Raw genomic sequence first — 23,205 nt, forward strand, 5'->3', positions numbered from 1 at the left:
TGAACTCGCTACAGAAAACCCTATAAAGAAACTTTTAACAGACTTATCTGATTGGATAGACAATGAATCATAAGCAGTTTATATCGGTAGATAAAAGCATGCTCATTGCTCCGGCCGGCCACGGTAAAACTCACTCTATTACCGAATGTCTTTTACATACAGAAGGGAAGCAATTAATTCTAACACATACTCATGCAGGAGTAGCTTCCATAAATGAAAAGATTAAAAAGAATAAATTAAGTCCCCAAAAATACCATGTTGAAACAATTGCAGGTTACGCACAAAAGTATGTTCAAGCATATTGCAAAAAAGCAAGTGTGCCAGATCGAGATAATACTGATATCTATTATTCTTTCATTCTAGAAAAAGCTAAATCAATTATAGCTTCACCTATTATTAGTCATTCGATTAAAACCACATACACAGGATTATTTGTCGATGAATATCAGGATTGCACGATAAAGCAACATGAGCTAATTCAGGTTTTAGCAAAACTTTTACCCACACGTATACTTGGCGATCCGTTACAAGGTATTTTTAATTTTGGAGGATCAATACCAATGGTTGATTTGGGAGACGCCGCTCAAATGGGTGGTTTTCTATCTAATTCTCATAAGTTAGAAGAACCGTGGAGGTGGAAAGGCATAAACGAACCATTAGGGGATGCTCTAAAAAAGATTAGAGCAGATATTGAATTAAAAAACCCAATTGATTTATCCGCATATCCTTCAGTTGAGTATATAAAGATTTCTTCTTCTAGTGATTTATATAATCCAACATTGCCATATTATAAATCTTTAAATAAACTACTTTCTAATCGAAACCTTTTGATTATTCATCCCGAATCATCAAGTATTCATCCCAGAAAAAAAATCATAGCGTCTTTTAAAATTCCTATTATTCTCATTGAATCCATTGACGATAAAGACTTTTATAAACTATCAAAAATATTTGATGATGTTGCTTCTAGCACTATTGGAAATGCGATTTATGAAGTTTCACTATCATTATTTAATAAAGTAGAAGTTAATAAATGGCTTAATAATAGTGGTGCTAAAAGGCGTACTGGTGAATGGAAATCGACATCTGATGCGTTACGGAAAATGTTTGCGGATGCAACAGTATCAAATAATTTTTCGGATTACGCCAATTTGTTAGAATTTATAAATCAAATAAAAGGTATTCGGTGTTTTAGAAAAGAATTATTGCGCTCTTTATGTAGTACCCTTAGGGCATCGTCTACAAGCACACTCACTGTTTCAGAATCTATGATCGAAACACGAAACCATGTACGAAAAATAGGGAAGAAAGTATTTGGTCGCTGTATAGGTACAACACTGCTTACAAAAGGTCTGGAGTTTGAAACGGTTGTAATTTTAAATGCTCATGACTTTGAGTGTCCCAAAAATTTATATGTTGCGTTAACTAGAGCAAGTAAAAGGCTAATTGTTTTCAGTACTTCCGCCATTTTATCTCCTAAGTATTAATTTACTAACTCATCAACTTCATAAACTAATCTTCAATCAGATCACAATATGTTGCACAATCAAAATTCATTCATGGGATGTTTAACTATCTGACTTCTCAAATGCTCTGCACTTGCATATAGGTACACGGTTGTTACTTTAATATCACTATGACCCATCATTTTTGACAAGCTATATATGTCGCACCCACCCTCAAGCATAAGAGTAGCGAATGTGTGCCTAAGCTTATGTACAGTGAATGGCATTCCAAATATTGGTTGTATGATATCAACAAAATGCTTTAGCCCATTTTCGGTAAAGCCCTTGTTTTGTACAAATGAAGTAAAAAACTCTGGGCATGACTTATTGCACCGTCTTCTTTCTTCAAGGTAGAATCTTAAGCTTTTAGCTAATGTTTGTGAAATAGGTACAAATCTGTCCTTTGCTCCTTTTCCTTGATTGATAAATAACGTCATGTTATCTAGGTCTACATCGGCATACTTAAGATGTAAAAGCTCATTTTTTCGCAATCCCGCAAAAACAAAGGTGGAGAATATTGCGTGATTTCTGTACCGTAAAAACTTATTCGTGTACGGGTAATTGTAAACAATTTCGAGCAGACGCAATGCATCTTGCTTTGTAAGCTTTTTGGGAAGTTTTTGTTCAATACGTGGCCTGTCTATACTTTCAATGGGATTAAATTCCATATAGCCTTTAGTCTTGCACCATCTAAAAAAAACCAAGAGCGATTTATGATGAACAACAGAAGTATTAGTTGTCCAATTTCGTTCAGTTCTTCCTATAAAAAATATTGAACGCACATTTTCTACTGAGACATCGGTAATAAATTGCACCCCACTTAATTTACAATACAAGTCAATGACATACTTATATCGTTTAATGGTTTGTTTGGAATATCCTTTAAAATAAACTGAATAATCGTAGAACTCCTTTGCGATAATTTGTATTTCCACGGATAAATCACTCCATATTTCCCCTGGGCCTAATCTCTAGCGGAGGTAGTCACCCAAATGCTTGTTTTTCTAAAATATCCTTTGTTTGTGCGCTTAGCTGGATTCGAACCAGCGACCGTCTCCTTAAAAGGGAATAAATAGACCTTTTTAACTCATAATGAATAAAAAAGCGTTATCACACAATGGTATTTTGGAATTGAAGGAAATATATCCTTACAATTATCTGGGACTACTCCTCTCTATTTTTGAATAAAAAAGAGGAGAAAAAATGAGAAAGTATGTTATTAATGTAATAATAAGATGGCCTGTAATAAGTATATACCTATTATATAAAGCTATCAATATTCATATTCTCAATGTCGCCACGAAATTCTGTTGTTGGCATACATCTTAGATAGATTGCTGTCATTGAGATATTTTTATGCCCCATTAGCTGTTTTAATTTAACTACATTGTTACTTGACTTAAGGAAGTTTACTGCAAAGGTGTGTCGCAACTGGTGCATGTGAAATTCAACACCTGCTTGTTCTTTCAAATTGTCGATAAAATGCTTTAAACCGAAATCAGATAATCCTTGATCTCGTGAACTTGAAACAATAAGGAAAGGGGTTGTATAACTTCTGCGAGAGTCCAGGTAATCTTTTAGATGCATTAACAAAGTTGAATGAAGAGGAATATCTCTGCTGTTGCTAGATTTTGAAATACCACCTCGTACTGTTAAAATCTTTCTTGAAAAATCAATATCTCGGAGTTGTAATAACAGTAATTCTTCTCGCCTTAATCCACAAAAAAGCAGGATATAAAAAACAACAAGATTTCTTTTTAATACAAGAATATTATTGTTATGCAGTGAATGAATACCAGTTATAAGTTTCTCTATGTCTTCCTTACGTAAATACTTTTTATTGTCGTATTGTGGTGATGGATAGCGCATCTCACTAAGAGGGTTTATTTGAATATATTTCCTTGCAGCAAGCCAGTCGAAGAATACATTTAACTTGATAAAATAGGTTGCCACCGTAGACTTTTTAACACCTGTCTTCACAATACCTTTTCCAACAATTCTTTTTCGTTCATGGAGCGTTTTGAAGAACACTGTTGCATGTCGGTGGGTAATAGTATCAAGCGAACAATCGGGATTTATCCGCATAAACAGGCTAAAAATAGTGGAATACGCGGTCAGGGTTTTTGGCTTTATTCTTCTTGCAAATTCACATTCATACATGAATTCTTCAAAAAGATGTTTTATCGTTTTTCTCATACTGACAAGCAGTATTACAAATGCAATGTCTGTATATAATGGAGGGAGATTTGCGTGCAGAGCAAATGGTCAAATTTTTCTTCCTTACAAAATACTAGTTCAATCAGTACAGTATCTGCATGCCTGATATAACTCCTATTGGTAAAACAAACTTTAGAAACAACGAACAACCTTTTGGTATTAAAGACGCGGACCGGCTGAATCATATTTATGTTATTGGAAAAACAGGAACAGGAAAAAGCACCTTGTTATTAAATATGGCTATCTCAGACATTCAGCGGGGTAACGGTATTTGTTTAATTGATCCACACGGCGATATAGCGGAGAAGATATTGGATTATATACCTGATGAAAGATTTACGGATGTACTATATTTTAATCCTGCTGATGAATTATATGTTATAGGATTTAACCCGTTAGACAATATACCCAAAGATCAATGTCATTTGGTTGTTGCAGGGTTAATAGCAACTTTTAAAAAGATATGGATTGATTCCTGGGGGCCACGCCTCGAATATATTTTGCGTTTTACTCTTCTTACCCTTTGTACATATCCCGAAGCAACGTTATTAGATATTCAGCCGTTGCTCACTAATTATGATTTCAGAAGAAAGGTATTATCCTATTGCCCTGATCAGTACCTGTTATCATTTTGGTACAATGAGTTTGATAAATATCCTCCTCAATTAAAATCGGAAGCAATTAGTCCGATATTGAATAAAACAGGATTATTTGTAGCTATTACGAAACTGCGAAATGTTATTGGACAAAGCAAGAGCAGTTTTCAGGTACAGCAAATTATGGACAACAAGAAAATACTTATCTGCAACTTATCCAAAGGGCAATTAGGTGAAGATGCCAGTACCTTGCTTGGCAGTATGCTGGTAAATGCAATTCAATTGGCTGCATTAGCCCGGGCGTCACAACAGGAAGAACACCGTAAACCGTTTTATCTGTATGTTGATGAAATGCACTCTTTCGTATCACTATCCTTTGCTGATATTTTAGCCGAAGCACGAAAGTATAAACTCTCTTTGTTTATGGCGCACCAATACGTTGAGCAGGTAAATGAAAAAATCCGGTATGCTATCTTTGGGAATGTAGGTACCATGATCATATTTAGAGTAGGTGCAGAAGATGCAAAACAATTAGCACAGGAAGTATATCCTGTTTTCAATGAAGAAGATTTAATTAATCTGCCCAGGTATTCAATGTATTTAAAACTTATGATTGACGGAGCAACGTCTAAACCATTTAGTGCTACAACTAATACGATCCAACCAACTAGGCAGTCCTTTAAACAAGAGATTATTGAATATTCGAGAGAGCAATTTGGTACCTTAAAAGAAGATGTAGAAAGAGCAATAAATGTAAACAGCATTGCCTTTAGCAAACCTTTTGGGCAAGAACAGAATTCTTTATTCTCGTAATGAAACTTCTTTTATATTTTTTCCAATTACCTTATCAGCAATTATTGCCAGGGCAGCCACTAACAAAGCATTGTTAAGGTTCTTTTCCATTTGTTTATTGCCCAATACTTTTACAATAACGTATAAAAAACCAATATAGGCTGTTAAAAAAAGAGGCAGTTTAATATTGTTCCAGGTCTTTATAATTCTCTTATAATGAAGATTGGGTATATTGTCTTCAACGAACTTATCTACAAACTTCAGCCCCAAATAAGCCATCAAAAATGCTAAACAGGATTTAATATCCATGATGATAGTTTTATGGTGAAAAGAATTTAGTCCTTAAAATTAAGCAATTCTTTTACTGGAACCTCCAATTCTTCAGATAACTGCAGCAGGTAGTATGCAGAGGGGTTAATTCGTCCTTTTTCTAACCGGTTCAGGCTTTGCCGGTCTTTATCGCAGCGCAATGCTAATTCAGTTTGGCTTAAACCAGCCTCCTCCCGTAACCGGGCTATGTTTTTACCTAACTTTTTTTGAAATACTTCCTTAGTCATTGCCACTTTATTGGCACAAGGTGAGTATTTTAAAAAATTTATTGTAAACGCATCGGTTTACATAGTTTTTTTCCTTATGTTTGTCCCATAGACAACAAGTGACCGTCTGATCTTATTCCCATTAAGCTTCTTAATCAAAAAATGTATGTATGAAAAAGACTTTAACCATCATGGGGGTGATGAGCGCTTTGGCCTCTATGTTGCTATTTTCCTGCTCAAAACCTAAAGATGAAGGCGGCAGCTCTACTCCACCCGCAGTTATAAAACCAGTTATAACTGCCACTCCAGAAAAAACAATAGCGTATTCAGGAGATCCAATTAAGATTGCATACAATACAGATGGAACAAATGTGTCGATAAATGGAGTATGGCAAAATCTTGCTTCCGGCACTTACATTGCATCTTTCACGGGTAAAACAACATTCGTGTTCCAGTCAAAGAACGCAGCAGGTGTTTTATCAGACCCAATTTCTGTAGTATTGGACAATTGGTCAACTCAGATTGAGTATTTATGTAAAGGCCCTAAAGCATGGTATAAAATTTCGGCGAGAAGTCACCAGGTTGGTAATCCTACATGGACAACTTTTACTTTCAGCCCTTGTTACCTTGATGACGCAACAACGTTTAATCCTTATACATGGATTGCAACCACCAATATGGGAGCAAATTTGTGTGATCCACTTATAACTTCATTAGCAGCACAGTTTTCTTTGTCGGATTCATTATACTGGGCAGGCCAAGGGCGTTTTTTATCCAAATTAACTATTGATACATTACGCACTCTTCAGCCAAGCATTGTATTTGATGGTGCTGGTGTTCCACATCCAGGTGAAGCCGAGGAAACATTTGTGAAAAGATAATTTGGCTTTTGAGACTGTCGCAGCCGCAGGGAAAGATATTAATATGAAAGTCTTTTATTGCGGCTTTGACTTGCAAAAAAAACTATTCGATTGCTACTAATTTGAATTTACCGTCTACGCAATCGAATAATTTTTTTCGCCCTGCCGAAAACACCTTTACAATAATTAGAATTCTTATTATTAGATTAAGTTGCAGTTTTTTCTTTTGAATAGAAGAGAAAGCTCTCATGTGAAAACCCATCGAAGAAGAATATTTTATCAAATTGCGATGAAAAGGGATTGTTTAATATATCACTAGAAAGTATATAGCTTGAAGGTGCGCTTACACCATTAAGCACAACCAATAACCATAGTTCGGTGAGCGTTTTATCTTCTGAATACGACGCATATTTTTCTTCCTTAGCACTAAGTACAGGTAAAATCAAGCTTTCATATTCGGTTTTACCAACATAATTCTCATTAATCTCAATACACAAAGGATGCAGGGAACGATCAGAAACACTTACATTATCTATAAATGACGGCTTTACAATTTCTTTGTTTAAAAGAATACTCTCGATGTAATCAGCAATTGTAATTGCAAGCTGATTTTTTTCAGCAATGCTAAACCTATTGTTTACTACACTTTTATTTGCAGTATTCATCAACCAATAACTAATACTGATATTAATTAATTGCTTTCGTTGGTTATCCCTAGCAAGCAAAATATGTTCAGCCCGCTTTAAAATACTTTTTGTTTCTTGTATTAAAGATTTGGATTCTTTGTCCATTATCCTAGTATGCTCAACACCAATTTTTTTATCTTCATCTAAGAGAATAAAATCCGGAACACTTTCAATCTTATCTGGAATTTGAATTTTATAATTAAGGTTAGTGGCGACCAAAAAATTTCCTAAATCAAACAATTCTTCAAATTTATCTTTACGCGCATTGTTCTGTGTCAGAAAGTTCTTAAAATCAGTTGTAAGTGCTTCCGCACTCTTGTATTTTGTCGTAATTTCTCTTAACTTTTGGGGAACATTTTGACTCCTGATATCATCTTCAGATTGACCAAAAGCAGCCGCAATTTCTTTTACCATTTCTTCCTCTGTTGCAAGGGTTGATATTTTTGCAGTTCTCCTAAAAACAATGTCTGTTTGGCCATCGTTTTTTCCCAGAATGTAATTAACGAAATGGTCAATCATTATTTGCCTGTCCGCAGGAGGCAGTTTGTCAAGGAGTTCCTGAAAATTCACAGAATTCATAGAGGAAAGGTACAACTAAGGTCAATTAATTTTGATCTTACTTGAGCAAAATGTATTTACAGAAAATCCGGTAAATAGGACTTTCAAAACCATACCTCGGCAAAGCCTCCGCCAAACCAAAACAGGACTTGTGAAATCCTTTACATACTTAGAAGGAATCACAAGACCTATTTTGCCCTTCGGGTTGCTTATACAAGTTTGTCATAAACTTTGCAGCTCAGCATGCTTTTGTAAGGGCAGCTACTATGCCTGAAAAGAAACTGCCCATACCATAAACCATAACAGCAGTATCTTTTCATTCATCCGCTACCTATATTATTATGCGAGCCGGCGGCCACCTGCTGCGTTAAGGGCTGTCGTCACAAACCCTGGCATATACCTTCGGTATGCTTGATGACAGCCCCTCACTGTGCGTCCACATTCCTTGCAGTCATTAACCTGTCCGCCCCAGCCGGTGGCACTCGCAGCCACGTCCATTCGTACCTCACTCCCGTGGCTTAACGGCTCGCTCAGCGCTCAACCGGGCAAGTTTGCCGGGTTGCCTGGCTTCTTTGGCTGAAGGCTCTTTTACCGGATTTTAACGTACCAAAGTAAAATTTTAACAAAATAAATTTGGATAAAAGGTACCATTTTTACTACCTTTGTGGTTCACAATTTTTCTTAACCAAATAAAAATCAGGAGGGAATAAAAGTATGGATCAAAAATTAGATACAAATGAAAAGTTCGGAGTTTCATCGATTAGTTAAAAAGAATGGCTGGACGTTACTGAGGGTAGAAGGTAGCCATTACATTTATGAGAAAAACGGGAAGAGTTACCCCGTTCCTTTTCACGGGCCAAAAGAGCTTGGAAAGGGTTTAGAAATGAAAATGAAAAAGGAAATGGGACTTAAATAGCACCTTTTCCAGAATCGAGATATAAAAGGATTATATCTCAGGTCGCTTACTAAAGCAGATGGGAATGCGAAATTGTCCATCTGTTTTAGGGAGCACTAAACATGAAAGGAATAAAACACATGAACAACAACACACAACACAAAGCAGGAAATAGCAAAAAGTCGACAAAAAGTAAAAAAATTAAAATCATCATAGAAAAAAGTGATGACTCGTATAGTTCTTATGCCCAGAATGTACCCGGTATATATGGACAAGGTGATACAGTTGATGATGCGAAAGACTCGGCCTTAAAAGGGTTAGAGTTATTAGTAAAATATAACGAGGATATTAATGTACCCGATATTCTTAAAGGCGAATACGAAGTAGTATTTAAGTTTGATGTAGAAAGTTTTTTAAACTTCTACAAAAAAATATTTACTAATGCAGCCTTGGAACGAATGACAGGGATAAATCAAAAGCAGTTTCAACATTATGCTACAGGGTTAAAAAAACCTAGACCGGCGCAAGTAAAAAAGATTGAAACAGCTATGCATCAATTAGGAAAAGAACTTACTTCTATTGAATTATAGTCAGATAATCTTCCCGTTAATTAAATAAGATCTACTTTTTACTTAGAAAGCAACATAAAACTTTCTATACATTTTCTGAAATAAGAGTATTAGATTTACTGGTCTAAAATTAATTAAAAATGAACCAGTCTTTGCAACTTTCAGATATAGAACTAAAGATGTTTGAAGAAGTATTTGAAGTAATGAGTAAATATAAAAATTCCAGAACATTTGGGCTTCAGCTCGTACATTCTCATTTTAAAATAAACCAAAATGAAACATTGTTCGAGACTCACAATAAGCAAAACAGGTCTCTGCAGGTAAACACGGTAAAGATTAGCGACTTCAAAAAATTACCTCTTGCTACAGCTTGGAATAGAAAAAAAGATGGCAGTATAGTTATTTCAATGTTTTGTTGCGACGGAGATGATGACGGTGGATATGGCAATCATGGTGGGGATGAATAATATTTATTTTATTATTCCCTCACAGCCATTACTTGTTTTCCTCTTAACTGCCTAACGAAGTCTTTTTGCTCCATTGAAGAAACATCTTTACTTCCGACAATGAGGTTACTATACTCTTCTTGACTTCGTTGGAATATGGCAACACCTGCTTTTGGTATATCTCTTGCGCTATCAGCATAAACCACATAAAATATTGTTTCCTTTAGTAAGGATTCAAAACTGCCATTTCCTATATCTATAACAAAGAAAACTTTTCTACGTATCTCTGAAATTTCTACCGCAACTCGATTATCACTAATTGATATAATATTAGTTCCAATAAATGCTCCCTTTTGTGTATTGCAAATGATTTTGTTTCTGGAAATAATATCAACCTTAAAATGATGGATATATTCTATTTTTTCTGGATTATTAGATGCTTTGTAATCCCAAGAATAACATTGCCACCTTCCGATTAGGGCATCTATTCTCGGATCATTTATAGTAGCCTCTATTTTTCCATAATCCTCACCATCCCACACCAATCCAAATTCCTCCAAAATTCTTTCATCAAGAATAGTTAATACCTCAGAATATCTCGGCTCAGCAACGGATTTTCTATATTCCTCATTAGAGTGAGCGCCTTGCATTTTACTAAATAAATCATTTGATAAACGAAATGATAAACTAGTGCTTGCTATCTCCCGTATTTGAGGCTCAGAATACTTTTCTCTTAATACAACGATAGCCTTACAAAGCCTTATAGATAATCTACCCCTGGAAGCGTTAATATGTGCCTGTTTATCAAAATGCATGTAGCAAAACTTTCTCTAATATATTAATAAATACTCTACTAACAAATCAATACTTAAAGAGTTTTTGCAAATTCAAAGCAAATAAAACGCAAACCAAATGCAAGAAAACTGCAAGAAAAAGAAACATCCTCAACTACAGCAGCAACCGATTTTTTACCTCTAATTTCGGTATATAAACGTATTAATAAAGTAAGAGCTACTGGTGACACAGTAGCTCCCAAAAGGAAACCGAGTAAGCGGTTACCGAACAAATCAAATGTAAGAAGAAATTTTAAAACCACGCCGCTTATTTGTTTTCCATAAACGATTTTATGGAAACAATTTTGAAATTTATTTACGGATTATCATTTAAGATCTTAAGAAATTAAGCCTACCGCATTACTGCGATAGGCTTTTTTTGTGGCGCCAGTTTAGCAGACAACGCCACGTCAAAAGTTTAGCATACGGCAGATGGTGAAATTACATTAGGAAATAGTTTTTTTGACGTGTCAATTCAAGCCAGGCGCTACCAAAGGTAGGTCTGGCTTTTTGCGTTTTATGGACTTGCAACTATAACTAATTGCTCATCTTATAAAAAGAAACACTTATGAACTCAATGCAAGAACAAGATTACTGGTGGTGTACAGGCCCTTTAACAAATGAGAGGGCTGAAGCACTAAGAAATGGTTACCGCCAACTATATGTATCCGCGCCAGGCGGCAGATACCGCACATTATCCGAGCCTGATAAGTTTTATGAGTACGAAGAGCTAAATTTTTATAAAAAAGGTCGTGACCTAATATTGATTGAACTTAAAAATGGAGACAACAAGGGAATCTTTTTTTAGAACTGGCAAGGTCATAAATTATTTATTTACTAAAACAATAAACATGGAGACAAAACTTTTAAAACATCAACAGGTATTTGTAAATCCTGAATTTGAAGCCTTTTTTAAAAAATTAGAAAGGGAACAGTTAGACCTTGCAGGTATTGCAGGGAGGCAAGATGGCCTGGCAAATAAGCCTACCAGCGCCCGTCATTACAATATACAGGTAGTAAGTTCGATCAAAGCTGCTATTCAAAAAGCAATTGATTTTAATTACAGCCTGTTTAAGCCGGTAAGCGCAATCGCTATCACTAAAGAGATGCGTACTACTGAAGCGGAGAATATTTTGCTTTTGGAAAAAGATAAAAATGCAAAAGAAAAAAAATTACTTTCTTTAAAAAGCGAACAGGCTGAATTGAGAGGAAGTATCAATTACATTGCTGCCAAACTTAAGATCATAATACCTGCTTTGTTTGGCTTAGCCGAAGGGATATTGGTTTATACCATTTTACAAAGTGCAGGTTTCCCTTTAATAGTAAGGTTCTTTTTATCTTTTGTTATTGGCCTTACTGGTACCTACGGTGTAAACCTCGGGGCAAATTTTATTAGTAAAGCAGTTAATAAAAAAAGCTGGAAAAAAAGGTTTGCAGTAGTTATTACGCTTGCCTTTGCAGTTGCAGCCGGGTTAGGAGTATGGCGCGCCGGTCTGTATAGTGGCAGTGTAACTATCAATTCTCAAATTGATTTAACCAGCAGTGGCAATCAAACTACCAGCTTCTCCAGCTTACCCTTTATATTAATATCCTTTATTTCTTTTTTAGTTGCGTTGGCTTTCGAGTTAAAGCACTGGCAAACAGATGAGCAAAAAGCAAGGATAAAATTATATAAGGAAAAGGTAGCAGAAGGCAAAAAAATTGAACTGGAAAGCCATGTAATTAATAACAAGATCAAAATTGCTAAAGAGAACGTAAGTGCTGCATCGGGAGAAGCATTGGTAATACAAGAATATGCATATTCGAATGAATGCCGATTGATTACTCTTGCACAGCAAATACAAAATTATTATGAATCTTCAAATATTGAACACAGGCTTGATAATACCTGCCCGCCCTTTTTTGGTGAATCAATAAGCAAAGAGTTTAAATTATACTTCAACAATTTATTTACTCACTTAAAGCAAAAAAAATGAAAGTTATACTGTCGATACTATATATTATTGTAATAACCTCTTGCAAAAACAGTTCTATAAATAAAGACTACTATGTAAGCTGTACAACTGTTCGTGATGTTACCGATTACCATACATTGTTACCTGATGCCAATGCAACCCTTTCTCTGTTTGATCTGGCTAATAATAAAGACCAGGCAGCGAGTTACAGGTACACCGAGATTACAGATAAAATGCTTGTACCAGCTATAGATATATACTTACCGGATGCAGCTACAGGCGAAAGAAAGAACAAGGATAATGCGCCGATGTACCGCGAGAGGGTTATTTTAAAATTTATGGATACCATAAGAAAAACACTTGCAATACCGGTATCAAAAAAAGATACTACAGCAACACTAAAGCATTCCGAATGCTTTAAAATTATCAGTACAGAATTAAATCGCTTAAATCAACAACAAAGCATACATAAAGTATTATGGGTGTTTAGCAATCTGCAGGAAAATTCATCAATCCTAAGTGTATTTAACAGCAGCATTAAGAAACGTTTAATTACAAATGCAGATTCCATAGAAAGAATCTTTGAACATACAGGACTGCTACCCGAAAATCTAAACAAAATTATAGTGGTGTTTTCTTACTTACCCCAAGACCGGGATGATGATCAGCGCTTTAATTTAATAGTACAGCTATATAAAAATATGCTAGAAAAACGTGGCGCTACGGTTATTATACAGGCCACAAATAAACCTGTTGAATTATGATTAAACAACTTGGTAATGTTCTGTTGATAGGGGTACAAAAGATCAGCGGCGCATTGCTACGAATTGTTTTATTTTTTCTTGGCTGGTGCTTTAAATTAATAAGCCGGGTGGCTGATAAAATTGGCGATGAAATTTTAAAGTTTGCAGGAAAATGATGTATGCAATAATTATAGCGGGGATCATTTTGTTAGGGCTATTTTCTGTCAGGCAAGAAGACACAGATAGTTTTAACGCAGCGTTTGGAAACGCAGGAGATCACTTATCGACATTTAATATGGGGTTTGCAATTACAGGTGGAATGCGAGCGCTTACAAGAGAAGTGAGCTACAAAAATGCCTTAATCATTGGGCAATCTGGTTCAGGAAAAACAAGTACTGTCCTAATAGGCTCTGTTTTTACACTTTCACGCGGAAATAACTCAGTAGCGATAATGGACGTATCAGGTGAAATTTTTCAATTAACCAGCGGATATCTTGCTAGCCAAGGGTATAAAATTATCTGTATTGATTTTGGAGAAAACTCTGATGGCTTTAATCCATTATCAACCTGTAAAACACCAAATGATATACAACGGGTAGCACAAATACTTGTAAAAAACTCTAATGTAGAATCCAAATCAGATCAGTTTTGGTCTACTGCGGGGGAAATGATGCTTTCAACATTTATGCAGTACTTACTTTTTTATGCTGAACCGCAATATCACTCGATGGCTAATGTACTTGCTATGATAGAAACCTTTGCAGCAGAGCCAGAAAAAATAGATAAGTTGTTTGTTAAGGTCGATGAAAAATTATTACGTAGTTATAAAGCGCTGGTAGCAACACCCGACAGAACGCTACAAAGCATTATCTCTACAGCTATTGCCACGCTTAAAATATTTAAAAACCCTGCTGTAGCAAGATGCACTGCTTTTAATACCATTAATATCCCAAGCATGCGAATGGAAAAAACGGCATTATTTATTTGTATCCCTGTTAACCAGGTGAATTTCTTAGCGCCCATAAGTGCGCTGTTGTTTGAATCACTGTTTCAGGAAATGCTTTCACGAATACCAGACAAGAATGAATGTGCATGTTTCTTTCTGCTTGATGAACTCGTTACAATGCGCTTCCAAAATTTAGGCATAGTATATAGCAACTGTAGAAAATACCGCTGCGGCTGCATGGGCTTGATACAGGATGAACGTATGTTGGAGATGAACTATAGTTCAGCAGAAGCACATGCAATAAAAACAAATTCATTCAGCAAAGTATACCTACAGGGTCAACCGTTGGGTACTAGCCTGCAATTACAGGAAGCATTAGGACAACGGATTGTAATTAATGAAAAAGGAATAGAGAAAAGGGTACATCTTATGGAGGCACCTGCAATAAGAATGAGCAAGGAGGCAATCATTTTTTTAGGAGCAGAATTACCACTGAAAGAAAAGATGCACCCATACTATAACCATTTTGTTTTTAATAACAGAACTAAAATCACACCATACCAAGCAATAAAGAAAATACCATTTGATGAACCACCGATTATACCTCTTGATTAGATGAAAAGAAAAAGTATAAACTTATTGTATGCTTTCCTTGAACAAAAAGGAGTTCTCCATACGGAAGATAGTGATCTGATACAACGAGCTAAAGACGAATATTGGAAAAACTATAGAAGAGAATGGAGGAAAAATAAACGCCATCAAAACAAGTCGTACACAATCCTACTTAACTATGATGAAGCAAAGCAGGTTATCAACGAGGCTAAAAAGTATCACGCCAGTCCAACACAATATATAAAAGGAACCGCACTTGCCGGTAAGCAAATTGCTGATCCGGTTGCAATCGGGAAATTAAGAGAATTACTATATGCGCATTACAACAGCCTGCAAGCTTATATTGATAAAAAAATATTACCAGAATCTCTTGGACATAAAATGATGGAAGATGTAGCAGAGATCGAAAAGAAAACATTTGCGATCCTCGCACCACGAAAGCTATAGTTATGATTTTAAAAAGCCTTTCGCGTAAGTCAGATAGCACCGGGCAACTGGTAAATTATGTAATGCGGTATGTCTTTAAAGAGCAGGAAGATGCTGCACAAGAAAGAATAAAGCCAAAAGAGCAACAGGCTTCATTTATTATACGACACAACCTTCGCTCGAAAACGGTACTAAAAAACTTTATAAAAGAATTCCAGGAAAATGAGAAGTACAGGTTAGTAAAGCGTAAGAATTCGGTAAAGCTTTTCCATACCATTTTATCTATATCAAATAAGGATAAGTCTTATGTGTCAGATGAAATGTTAAAAGACCTGGCACAGAAATTTATCGAGTTACGTGGAAGTAACAACCTATATCTTGGCACAAAACATGAAGAAGGTGTTGATCACATTCACATGCATCTTATTGTGTCGGGTACGCAACTTAATGGACGTTCAAGCAGGATCAGCAAACAAAAATTCCATTCCATTAAGCTGGCATTGCAAAAATATCAGCAAGAGAAGTATCCTGAACTTATTCATTCTTTACCAGAACACGGTAAAGGCAAAAAGATAATCAAAGAAAACCTCATTGAACAGGTAAAAGCGAATAGACAAACGGATAAGCTTGCTTTGTTGGGAAGTCTTGAAAAAATTTATGCAAGCTCAAAGTCCAAGGAACATTTTTTAGAGCAACTGAAAACAGCAGGCCATAGTGTATATCTAAGGAATGGAAGAGTTCAAGGCGTAACATTTAATGAAAAGAAATTTCGTTTTAGCCGTTTAGGATTTGATGACGAGAAATTACACGCACTTGATCAAAAACAGAGCATACCAGATAATTCATTGCAACTTTTGCAGCAACTGCGTGACAGGAACAGGACACAGGACAGGCGAGACATTATTAAAACAGAAGCTGATACAATTAAGGGTACAAATAGTAAGAATAAAACTCTTGATGAATTATTTTCCATAAGAGAGAACAGGGCAAGTAACGAGCATTTAAAGGATTGCATTAACGAAGAATTAGAAAGAGAGGTTAATGAACAGTTGCCTACAATTGAAGAAGACGTAGCTGTTAATGATATAGATACATCAATAACAAGATCAATAGGAAAATTGATTAAACCCATTGCATTAGTAACGAAGTGAGAGATGTAATTATAGAGGTAGTTAAATGCGGTTTAGGGGTACGGGGATTCCCCGTCAAGATGCAATTTTAACCATGCCGTTTATGATTTGGGCATGGTGAATTGCAATCTTGCAAAGAAAAAAATAAGCCGCCGGAGGCTCAATTAAATAAAACTAAAAATTAAAAATATGGAAGTCATATGTCTTCAGGATGAAGCCTTCTATAAGCTGCTGGAAGAGGTTGTAGAGCGAGTAAAAGAGAAAAATGGCATAACCCATGACAAATGGATTTCGGACACGGAGGCCATGCATAAACTCCGTATTACCAGTAAGACAACCCTGCAAAAATTTCGCGATCAGGGTAAGATACGGTTTAGCCAGCCAGAGAAAAAGATCATACTTTATGATCTGGATTCTATAAATGAATATATAGAAAAGCATGCTCAAAATACCTTTTAAACCTTTAATATTATGGACACAGAAAAAGAATATCAAAAGGCTTTTAATAATGGCTATGTATTAGCTCAGTATAAACCAGTATTATTAAGTACTATTTGTAAAAGCTTTCATTTTAAGAATAATTATCTTGAAGGTTTTTTCGCTGGAAAAGAACTGTTTGAAAGAGAAAGGATGAAGTCTTTACTTTTTGAGCTAAAAAAACTGAGAGATAATAATGATATTGATGATAGGAGTAGATAAATTTTAGGAGAGACGATGAACTGAATAACAAAAACATCAACCTGTATTAGATAGAGTGACTATGATGCATTAAATGTAGCTTTGTAAAATGAGTGAGCGAATTCTAATTATACCACCAAGTGGACTTTCATCTGTTCAAAGGTCAAAGCTTATTGACCACATTGCAGCAGGTGAAGAAGTAAACAAGGATTACGTTGAGATAGGCTTGCCACGATCACAATTGGTCGGCCTTATGCTTTCAGGCGACGAAATTATTTCATCTGCTGTTTTTAAAAATCCTTTGGCTTCATATACCGATAAAGTTTTCAGGAAGGCAAAAGTTGACGGTGCTTTAAATTATAGATATGAACTTGGATATATTGCAACGAACCGCAAATTCGAAAGAAAGGGATTTTGCCAGGGCTTGTTTAAAGCATTCTTCCCGCATATAAATCACTTGAATTTTTTTGCGACTTCTAGAAAGCCGTCCATGATTCACATTCTTCAAAAGTTTGGAATGGAAAGCACTGGTGAGATTTATGATGATGACCTATGCCTTTTAATTCATTCGCCCCGTAAAAAGTAAAGGCGATTAATTTTTTAATCCAATAATATAAATCTAATAGAATAAAGCAATGTCTATGACGATGATTTTGCTCTATGCAAAATCATCGGTGAGGATTGCACTAAAAGTTGTTCGTTTAGTTTATATTTACCTGAAAGCTTTTGAGGCCATCCTTGATCATTTGCCCTTTTAGCTTTCTGAATCCATCCACAATATCGAGAATGGCTGTTGGCGCAAAACGATGCACCTTGTTTTTCACGAATGCGGCTAACTGGTACGTCGCTTGATCTTTGCTGTTCAGTCTAAAATATGTTCTGTGCGCTCTCAATTCCATTGGTGCACCAGCAAACTCGATGACGGGTTTATTAAAAAGGATGCAGACAATTTCATCCAACGTTCCTTTGCCGTCTAGGTCCTCAATACATATCCATTGCCAATACCAGTTTAGAAACCTGTTCATCGAGCGTATCTGAACCATATTAATAATTGCTCCATTATCCACAAAGCTCCACATGGTTTCAACCGCTGTATCAATGGCATTGCAGAAAAATTGTTTAAGTCCATTTTTTAGTTTCTGCGGTTCATGCACGCAGCAATAACGATATTCATTTAACAGCGCCCAGGCATCCGCTTGGTAATCGGCTTCTTCAATAACCTTCGGAAACTGTCCAATGCCTGTTGCGGTTTCTCTGACCAGGCGGTGACCATTTTTGCTGTAATGCAAAGCTTCATGAAAGAAAAATAGTCTTCCTGCTTGCATCAGGTCTGTGTTGGCATCCTTATCCAACCTCTTTTTTAAACCTGATAAGAACCCATCGTCCAGTGTCCAGGAATTTGTTTTTTCATTGTATTCAAACCCATTGTCGACGTTGGTCTTTGTAAGATCAATAGCATCATCCTTTAAGGAAGTGCCGTTAAGGTCTGTAACCTTATTCCATGGAGAACAGAGATGTTTTTCTATGGTTTTATAATCTTCTAAATTTTCGCAGATGCTTTGAAGCCAGTTTTCAGGTTTCATGCCGGTAACTGTTTTGATAAAAGGTTTGATTTTATCCTGCAACTGATCTTCCCAGCTACTTCTGATTTTATCTGCAACTTTGCGATCCTCGTCCGTTAAGATGATACGGTCGCTTACTTCTTTGGACACCAAAATTGCTTCACGATGAGGCGGTGTTTGTTTCCTGTCAAACTGGTAGGTTTGAACATAGGGATAAATATTTGTATTGATCCTTGTTCCTAAAGCAAAGGGAAGGCCAGCAGATGATGAAATGAAAAGATGTATTTGATCATGATTAGGCAGCTTATTAGCATAGGCGTCCAACACATTTTGAAACTCCTTGACAACGGCCTGGATGTTATCCTGATTGAACAATGAATCAACATGTGGCGCTGCTAACGCGATGTTAAATTCGTTTGCTGGATTGCTGACAGCCTGATATGTTGATTGCGCATCTATGTTGAATGATGTCGAAATTCTGATAATGACATCACCCTTGCCCTTCTGCGTTTCGGTAGGCAGTATAGGTGGGGTGATTTTAAATTTGAACTCCGTTGAGGGTGGATCGATCTGATAAAACCATTCGTTCCTTTGATGATGCCATTGGTAAATGGTATAAGTATGCGTATTGCCAACTAGGTAACCAAGATGAAATCCCACGGAAATAGGGACAAGCCCAAAGTAGGCAATGTGAGCGTTTGGATGCTTTTCCAATACCGGCTTTAAAATTTCGGCAAACTTACGTTGCTGCATAAGCGCAATATTTTCGAAAGGCAGATCATACAGTTCACCGAGTTCTGCCTGCCCTGCTTCAAAGTCTACAAATATGTTTTCAGCATCCTTCATTTCGAGGACAGCTTCACATTCGTCTTGTGTTATCTTTCTGTTGAGGCCATAATGTGCAATAATGATCTGCATTTTCTTTTGACTATTCATCGTTATTCAATTTTATTTTTTATTATTAATCTACCATCGGTTCTTGATCGTGTTCAATCCCACCACCATGCCATTCACCTGTTGCCACCCAAGTTTCGTAATGGAATAGCCATTCGCTTGCCCAAGGGATGAGCGTATGGACGTAAAATTTACCTGGGTGCCATTCATTGTTCGGTGGATAGTAAAGGCAGAGCTGTTGCAACGGTGTTGAGTATACATGCGGTAATTTATCCTTTCCTTCAGCCAGTTTTAATTTCTCACCAATCACAAAAACCCTTATAAACTCACCACGCTTGTAGTGTAATCTCACCCGGTATGTTCGACTAAGAGGGGTTGGCGTTAATTCGCCAACCCATTTCAGTTCGTTTTCGCCGTTTCGGATGACCCTTGATGTGGGGAAATATGATTTTAATGCACCCTCTTGGTGAAGCAGGGAAATCCTATTCATTGGCTCCAAAGTTTGTGTGAGGTGCAATAATTGTGCGGCCAAGAGAGCCGATGATGCCGGATCCTGCGGCCATCTTCATCGTTCCACTTTCGCGCTGTGCGAGAACAGCGTCAGCGATATTTGAGAAGGTTTTGTTAACATCACGTTTGCCGAACACCTCCGCCATAGTTAACTGAATGTCGTAACCCTTCTGCGTGGTGATATAAGCGAGATCCCTCTTGACCTTCGTGAGCCATTTGTAGAAGTTCGCCTGCTTGTTAGGTGCATCAGGCCACTTATCTGCGAAATTTTCAGCGGTGTTCACCGGATTGCCAATCCATTTGATTTTGCGCCCCTTTGCATCTATACGCTCCTCTATAAAGTTCTCCATCGTGTTGATAACATCAATCAGCCCCTGAATAACATTCGTTTGTTGTTTGTACGCTCTAGCAGCAAGCGTTGTGATGATGATTGAAATTGGTTTATCCTCTTCGCCATTGAACATGACGTCCCTGTGCCTTTTCAGGATTTGAACGATGGTCTGTAGCGGCAGCTTTTTCTGCTTTTGCGGCGGAAGTGGTTTAATGGCTTCATTTAATGATAGCAATCTGGTCATCTCAACCTGGCAACGAAGTTTAAACCACAGGGCGTAACCAAATGGATTACTCTTCAGCCAGGTAATTAGGTCGGTTGATGTGCGGTAATTCGCCATCGTGTTATCAGTGATCCTGATGGCTAATTTTTCGACATCTTGAACGTTGTCTGCATATAACTTTTGTTCAAATAAGAGCTTGTAGCCGGAACTGACAATGGCAGGAAGGATGTCTAGATGGAACCTTGCTTCATCACGATGCAGGAGGGTCCAACACCTTCTGCCTTCTTTATCCAACATTCTTTTAAGAGTATCGTGTTGCTTTAACCGATCTCCTACAATTTTTTTAACGTCGTATTGGGTCCATGTAACACGTTTGCCGGTCAAGCGGCAAACCAAGTCTACATCTAAATCATCTTCTTCGTGAATAGGCCTTGTCATAGTCCCCAAAAGAAAAGAACCCTGCGGTTCGATTTCAGGGAGATAGGGAGCCAACGGAGATTCGGGTCTTGATAACCAGTCGCCGACAAATTGATAACTTTTTACTGCCGCTTCATATTGAGCGGGTGTGATGTCTAGGTTTCTTGAGAGTTCTTCCAGGATCTCATGGAACTGTTTGTTTTGATCGAAGGATAACATTGTGCTTTAATTTTTATTTTTAAAATGAACCTCAGGTATTTCTACTGTAGGTTCGGTTATTATTTTTATATATATTGGCGCTACCTTGGATGGCCTCCAATAGCAATACTTGGAACCGATATAACGCTTTCAGGTATATAAAATGGGGCTTGTGTGATAATGGTTAAAGAACTGAAAAAGGGGTCAACATATTAATATTGCATGACCTCCCATTTTGAATACATGGAAACCGATATAACGCCTTCAGGTATATAAATAACAGCTTGTGTGATGACGATTGAAGAATTGGAGAATGAGCCAACAGAAGACCTTATTGAGTTCATTAAATGGGGTAATCAACCAGAATATAAAGATCTGGCTGACAATGCTTTTATTGTCTTTTGCTTAAGGTTTCGGGACAGGGTGCAACGGATGTGCAGGATTATCGCGGAGAAAAGGGGCTATGATTATACTGTCGGCGATCAAATAACCGAATATGTATTTGGTCGGGTTTTAAAATATAGAAAATACAATCCTAAGATATGTAAGCTGAGAGACCGTGATAGATGTGTCGAACTTTACCTTTATAAAATTGCTCAGACAGGTTTGAGCAATTTTGAAACGGCCCTCAAAAATCCCTTTAAAGATGCAAAGATCATCACGGAATTTCCAGATGTTGAAGAGTTTATTGATATGGCGGAAGAAGAGCTTCCAGAAGAAAAAAAGGCGGAGCTAAGAAGAATCGATGAAATTATCAAACATGCACTAGAAAGGCTTTCACCTGCACATAAGATTATCTATCTTACTTACAAGCCCTATGAGATCAAGCTTAACAAGGGTGAACATTATTTGCCCCGACATTTACTGAAACAGTTGCAAGAGAAACTGGGTCTTAGTCAATCGACAATCCGTGTTTACAAAAATCAGGCTTACGAAAAAATAAATGAATACCTAGAAATTTATGGCTCAAAATAAATCACATATCACCCCAGATAATATAACGGAGTGGATGGCTTCCACGGGCTACATATTTCCACGAACGTTGAAGGAATTGCTGCGGTTTGAAAAGTTATATAGTGAGGTTGAAATCAATCTTGAAGGCAGCCGGATCGATCCTGAAAAAATATTGGGAAGAAAAGGCAACGCTCAGATCATTCAGTTGCCAGAAGAAGAAAAGAAAGAAGCATTGCGGTTTAAAATGGCGGCAAGAAAAGGAGATTCAAATCTCCCTCAGAATATTTTAGACAAAATAAAAAAGAACCAGGATCAAAGAAAAAAAGATGTTGACGGATCTCAGGAAAAAAACACTTAATGAATTGGCGGGTCTCATTGCGGAGGATTATTCATCTGGATATATAACCGATTTGGGAAAATTAGCCGCCGCTGAAGAGGCAGAAGTATATATTGATCAGTATGATAATAGCTTTGATGGGTTGCTGGTTTACGACGAGGATGAAAAATTTCATATCCACTTAAACACATACAGAGGCAATAATCCTGATCGTCCCCGCGGTCGCTTCAGTTTTGCACACGAACTGGCCCATCTCATTATAGACGAACATCGAATACCATTGATGAAAGGTGATGTGGCGCCACACGGATCACTGCACGACTTTAAGCATAATGATATTGTTGAAGAAGAAGCAGATTATTTTGCAAGCTGCCTTCTCATGCCGGAAAAACTTTTTAGAAAAATTCCACGACCAAAGAAGTTTTCATTTGATACGATCATAGGCATTGCGAAAGAGTTTCAAACCAGTATTCTTGCAACTATACTAAGGTTTGTCGAAATAGGCTCACATGATATCTGTGTTGTTGTATCAGAGAATAATATTGTGCGATGGCGTGCAAGGAGTAATGGATTTCCAAAATGGACATACCGCTTTAAACCGGGAAACCCACTACCTTCAAATACTGTAGCAGGTGAATATTTTACCAAGCGCAATGCTAAATACACCGGTGTTGAAGATGTTGATCCTGATAGCTGGTTTATCCCAGGATGGACAGCAAGTACACAAATGCATGAGCAATGTTATTATTCTGATAGCTACGGTTTCGTCATTAGTCTAATCTGGTTTGATTAATTG

Annotated in this window: 29 protein-coding genes; 19 read left to right on the plus strand and 10 right to left on the minus strand. The window is 36.9% G+C overall.

The features are described from left to right. Positions 1-62 precede the first annotated feature (62 nt). Positions 63-1,487: a UvrD-helicase domain-containing protein gene (locus QM738_RS05945; protein ID WP_462275759.1), complete on the plus strand. Its 1,425-nt coding sequence runs from the start codon at positions 63-65 to the stop codon at positions 1,485-1,487. Between the two features lie 59 nt (positions 1,488-1,546). On the opposite strand, the gene QM738_RS05950 is transcribed toward QM738_RS05945, so the two are convergent. Together QM738_RS05950 and QM738_RS05955 are read right to left on the minus strand one after the other, a co-directional pair. Beyond that, positions 1,547-2,440: a tyrosine-type recombinase/integrase gene (locus QM738_RS05950; RefSeq protein WP_462275760.1), complete on the minus strand. Its 894-nt coding sequence runs from the start codon at positions 2,438-2,440 to the stop codon at positions 1,547-1,549. Between the two features lie 325 nt (positions 2,441-2,765). Beyond that, positions 2,766-3,701 (minus strand): tyrosine-type recombinase/integrase, encoded by a 936-nt coding sequence (locus tag QM738_RS05955; RefSeq protein WP_462275761.1) that lies wholly within the window; start codon positions 3,699-3,701, stop codon positions 2,766-2,768. A gap of 119 nt (positions 3,702-3,820) precedes the next feature. On the opposite strand from QM738_RS05955, the gene QM738_RS05960 reads away from it, so the two are divergent. Beyond that, complete coding sequence (locus QM738_RS05960; RefSeq protein WP_462275762.1) at positions 3,821-5,131, plus strand: type IV secretory system conjugative DNA transfer family protein; 1,311 nt, start codon at positions 3,821-3,823, stop codon at positions 5,129-5,131. Here the strand turns inward: QM738_RS05960 and QM738_RS05965 are convergent. Together QM738_RS05965 and QM738_RS05970 are read right to left on the minus strand one after the other, a co-directional pair. Further along, a complete protein-coding gene (locus tag QM738_RS05965) occupies positions 5,120-5,419 on the minus strand; it encodes a hypothetical protein (protein ID WP_462275763.1) in 300 nt (99 codons plus the stop codon). The genes QM738_RS05960 and QM738_RS05965 overlap by 12 nt on opposite strands. A gap of 26 nt (positions 5,420-5,445) precedes the next feature. After that, positions 5,446-5,667, minus strand: coding sequence for a helix-turn-helix domain-containing protein (locus tag QM738_RS05970; RefSeq protein WP_462275764.1), 222 nt, complete (start codon positions 5,665-5,667; stop codon positions 5,446-5,448). Positions 5,668-5,816: 149 nt separating this feature from the next. Between QM738_RS05970 and QM738_RS05975 the strand changes: the two genes are divergently transcribed. Beyond that, entirely contained in the window at positions 5,817-6,527 is a 711-nt protein-coding gene (locus QM738_RS05975) for a hypothetical protein (RefSeq protein ID WP_462275765.1), read from the plus strand. 185 nt (positions 6,528-6,712) lie between these two features. Here the strand turns inward: QM738_RS05975 and QM738_RS05980 are convergent, their stop codons facing one another. Then, a complete protein-coding gene (locus QM738_RS05980) occupies positions 6,713-7,771 on the minus strand; it encodes a hypothetical protein (RefSeq protein ID WP_462275766.1) in 1,059 nt (352 codons plus the stop codon). Positions 7,772-8,486: 715 nt separating this feature from the next. On the opposite strand from QM738_RS05980, the gene QM738_RS05985 reads away from it, so the two are divergent. The 3 genes from QM738_RS05985 to QM738_RS05995 all read left to right on the plus strand — a co-directional run bounded on the left by QM738_RS05985 (position 8,487) and on the right by QM738_RS05995 (position 9,681). Then, the gene (locus tag QM738_RS05985) at positions 8,487-8,666 is read left to right on the plus strand and encodes a type II toxin-antitoxin system HicA family toxin (RefSeq protein ID WP_462275767.1); all 180 of its coding nucleotides are present in this window, start codon (positions 8,487-8,489) and stop codon (positions 8,664-8,666) included. Positions 8,667-8,767: 101 nt separating this feature from the next. Beyond that, entirely contained in the window at positions 8,768-9,235 is a 468-nt protein-coding gene (locus QM738_RS05990; RefSeq protein ID WP_462275768.1) for a hypothetical protein, read from the plus strand. 119 nt (positions 9,236-9,354) lie between these two features. Further along, on the plus strand, positions 9,355-9,681 hold the full coding sequence (locus tag QM738_RS05995) for a hypothetical protein (protein WP_462275769.1): 327 nt from the start codon (positions 9,355-9,357) through the stop codon (positions 9,679-9,681). A gap of 11 nt (positions 9,682-9,692) precedes the next feature. On the opposite strand, the gene QM738_RS06000 is transcribed toward QM738_RS05995, so the two are convergent. Both QM738_RS06000 and QM738_RS06005 read right to left on the minus strand, forming a co-directional pair. Then, positions 9,693-10,475 carry a hypothetical protein gene (locus QM738_RS06000; RefSeq protein ID WP_462275770.1) on the minus strand — a complete coding sequence of 261 codons (783 nt, stop codon included), beginning with the start codon at positions 10,473-10,475 and terminating at the stop codon, positions 9,693-9,695. A gap of 53 nt (positions 10,476-10,528) precedes the next feature. Continuing rightward, positions 10,529-10,756 carry a hypothetical protein gene (locus tag QM738_RS06005; RefSeq protein WP_462275771.1) on the minus strand — a complete coding sequence of 76 codons (228 nt, stop codon included), beginning with the start codon at positions 10,754-10,756 and terminating at the stop codon, positions 10,529-10,531. 305 nt (positions 10,757-11,061) lie between these two features. Between QM738_RS06005 and QM738_RS06010 the strand changes: the two genes are divergently transcribed. From QM738_RS06010 to QM738_RS06055, 10 genes are all read left to right on the plus strand, one after another. Beyond that, positions 11,062-11,301: a hypothetical protein gene (locus QM738_RS06010; protein WP_462275772.1), complete on the plus strand. Its 240-nt coding sequence runs from the start codon at positions 11,062-11,064 to the stop codon at positions 11,299-11,301. Beyond that, positions 11,261-12,469, plus strand: coding sequence for a hypothetical protein (locus QM738_RS06015; protein ID WP_462275773.1), 1,209 nt, complete (start codon positions 11,261-11,263; stop codon positions 12,467-12,469). Before QM738_RS06010 ends, QM738_RS06015 begins: the two co-directional genes overlap by 41 nt. Then, positions 12,466-13,212: a hypothetical protein gene (locus QM738_RS06020; RefSeq protein WP_462275774.1), complete on the plus strand. Its 747-nt coding sequence runs from the start codon at positions 12,466-12,468 to the stop codon at positions 13,210-13,212. Before QM738_RS06015 ends, QM738_RS06020 begins: the two co-directional genes overlap by 4 nt. Beyond that, positions 13,209-13,367: a hypothetical protein gene (locus QM738_RS06025; protein ID WP_462275775.1), complete on the plus strand. Its 159-nt coding sequence runs from the start codon at positions 13,209-13,211 to the stop codon at positions 13,365-13,367. The genes QM738_RS06020 and QM738_RS06025 overlap by 4 nt, the downstream gene beginning before the upstream one ends. Beyond that, a complete protein-coding gene (locus QM738_RS06030; protein WP_462275776.1) occupies positions 13,364-14,752 on the plus strand; it encodes a type IV secretory system conjugative DNA transfer family protein in 1,389 nt (462 codons plus the stop codon). The genes QM738_RS06025 and QM738_RS06030 overlap by 4 nt, the downstream gene beginning before the upstream one ends. After that, the gene (locus tag QM738_RS06035; RefSeq protein WP_462275777.1) at positions 14,753-15,196 is read left to right on the plus strand and encodes a hypothetical protein; all 444 of its coding nucleotides are present in this window, start codon (positions 14,753-14,755) and stop codon (positions 15,194-15,196) included. Between the two features lie 2 nt (positions 15,197-15,198). After that, positions 15,199-16,326, plus strand: coding sequence for a relaxase/mobilization nuclease domain-containing protein (locus QM738_RS06040; RefSeq protein ID WP_462275778.1), 1,128 nt, complete (start codon positions 15,199-15,201; stop codon positions 16,324-16,326). A gap of 168 nt (positions 16,327-16,494) precedes the next feature. Next, positions 16,495-16,764, plus strand: a complete 270-nt coding sequence (locus QM738_RS06045; RefSeq protein ID WP_462275779.1) for a helix-turn-helix domain-containing protein — start codon at positions 16,495-16,497, stop codon at positions 16,762-16,764. A gap of 12 nt (positions 16,765-16,776) precedes the next feature. Then, a complete protein-coding gene (locus QM738_RS06050) occupies positions 16,777-17,004 on the plus strand; it encodes a hypothetical protein (protein ID WP_462275780.1) in 228 nt (75 codons plus the stop codon). An 88-nt stretch (positions 17,005-17,092) separates the two neighbouring features. Further along, the gene (locus QM738_RS06055) at positions 17,093-17,569 is read left to right on the plus strand and encodes a hypothetical protein (protein ID WP_462275781.1); all 477 of its coding nucleotides are present in this window, start codon (positions 17,093-17,095) and stop codon (positions 17,567-17,569) included. A gap of 115 nt (positions 17,570-17,684) precedes the next feature. Here the strand turns inward: QM738_RS06055 and QM738_RS06060 are convergent, their stop codons facing one another. Genes QM738_RS06060 through QM738_RS06070 form a run of 3 tightly spaced genes read right to left on the minus strand, consistent with a single transcriptional unit; the run spans position 17,685 to position 21,139 of the window. Further along, on the minus strand, positions 17,685-19,481 hold the full coding sequence (locus QM738_RS06060) for an SAVED domain-containing protein (protein ID WP_462275782.1): 1,797 nt from the start codon (positions 19,479-19,481) through the stop codon (positions 17,685-17,687). Between the two features lie 25 nt (positions 19,482-19,506). Further along, positions 19,507-19,929 carry a hypothetical protein gene (locus tag QM738_RS06065; RefSeq protein ID WP_462275783.1) on the minus strand — a complete coding sequence of 141 codons (423 nt, stop codon included), beginning with the start codon at positions 19,927-19,929 and terminating at the stop codon, positions 19,507-19,509. Then, a complete protein-coding gene (locus tag QM738_RS06070) occupies positions 19,922-21,139 on the minus strand; it encodes a nucleotidyltransferase domain-containing protein (RefSeq protein ID WP_462275784.1) in 1,218 nt (405 codons plus the stop codon). The genes QM738_RS06065 and QM738_RS06070 overlap by 8 nt, the downstream gene beginning before the upstream one ends. Before the next feature lie 267 nt (positions 21,140-21,406). Between QM738_RS06070 and QM738_RS06075 the strand changes: the two genes are divergently transcribed. The 3 genes from QM738_RS06075 to QM738_RS06085 are packed head-to-tail and all read left to right on the plus strand — an operon-like array spanning position 21,407 to position 23,202. Beyond that, entirely contained in the window at positions 21,407-22,093 is a 687-nt protein-coding gene (locus tag QM738_RS06075; RefSeq protein WP_462275785.1) for an RNA polymerase sigma factor, read from the plus strand. Beyond that, complete coding sequence (locus QM738_RS06080) at positions 22,080-22,430, plus strand: hypothetical protein (RefSeq protein ID WP_462275786.1); 351 nt, start codon at positions 22,080-22,082, stop codon at positions 22,428-22,430. The genes QM738_RS06075 and QM738_RS06080 overlap by 14 nt, the downstream gene beginning before the upstream one ends. Continuing rightward, positions 22,399-23,202, plus strand: a complete 804-nt coding sequence (locus QM738_RS06085) for an ImmA/IrrE family metallo-endopeptidase (protein ID WP_462275787.1) — start codon at positions 22,399-22,401, stop codon at positions 23,200-23,202. Before QM738_RS06080 ends, QM738_RS06085 begins: the two co-directional genes overlap by 32 nt. Positions 23,203-23,205: the final 3 nt, after the last annotated feature.

It is taken from the genome of Ferruginibacter sp. (genome assembly GCF_049840995.1).
Taxonomy (GTDB): domain Bacteria; phylum Bacteroidota; class Bacteroidia; order Chitinophagales; family Chitinophagaceae; genus Ferruginibacter.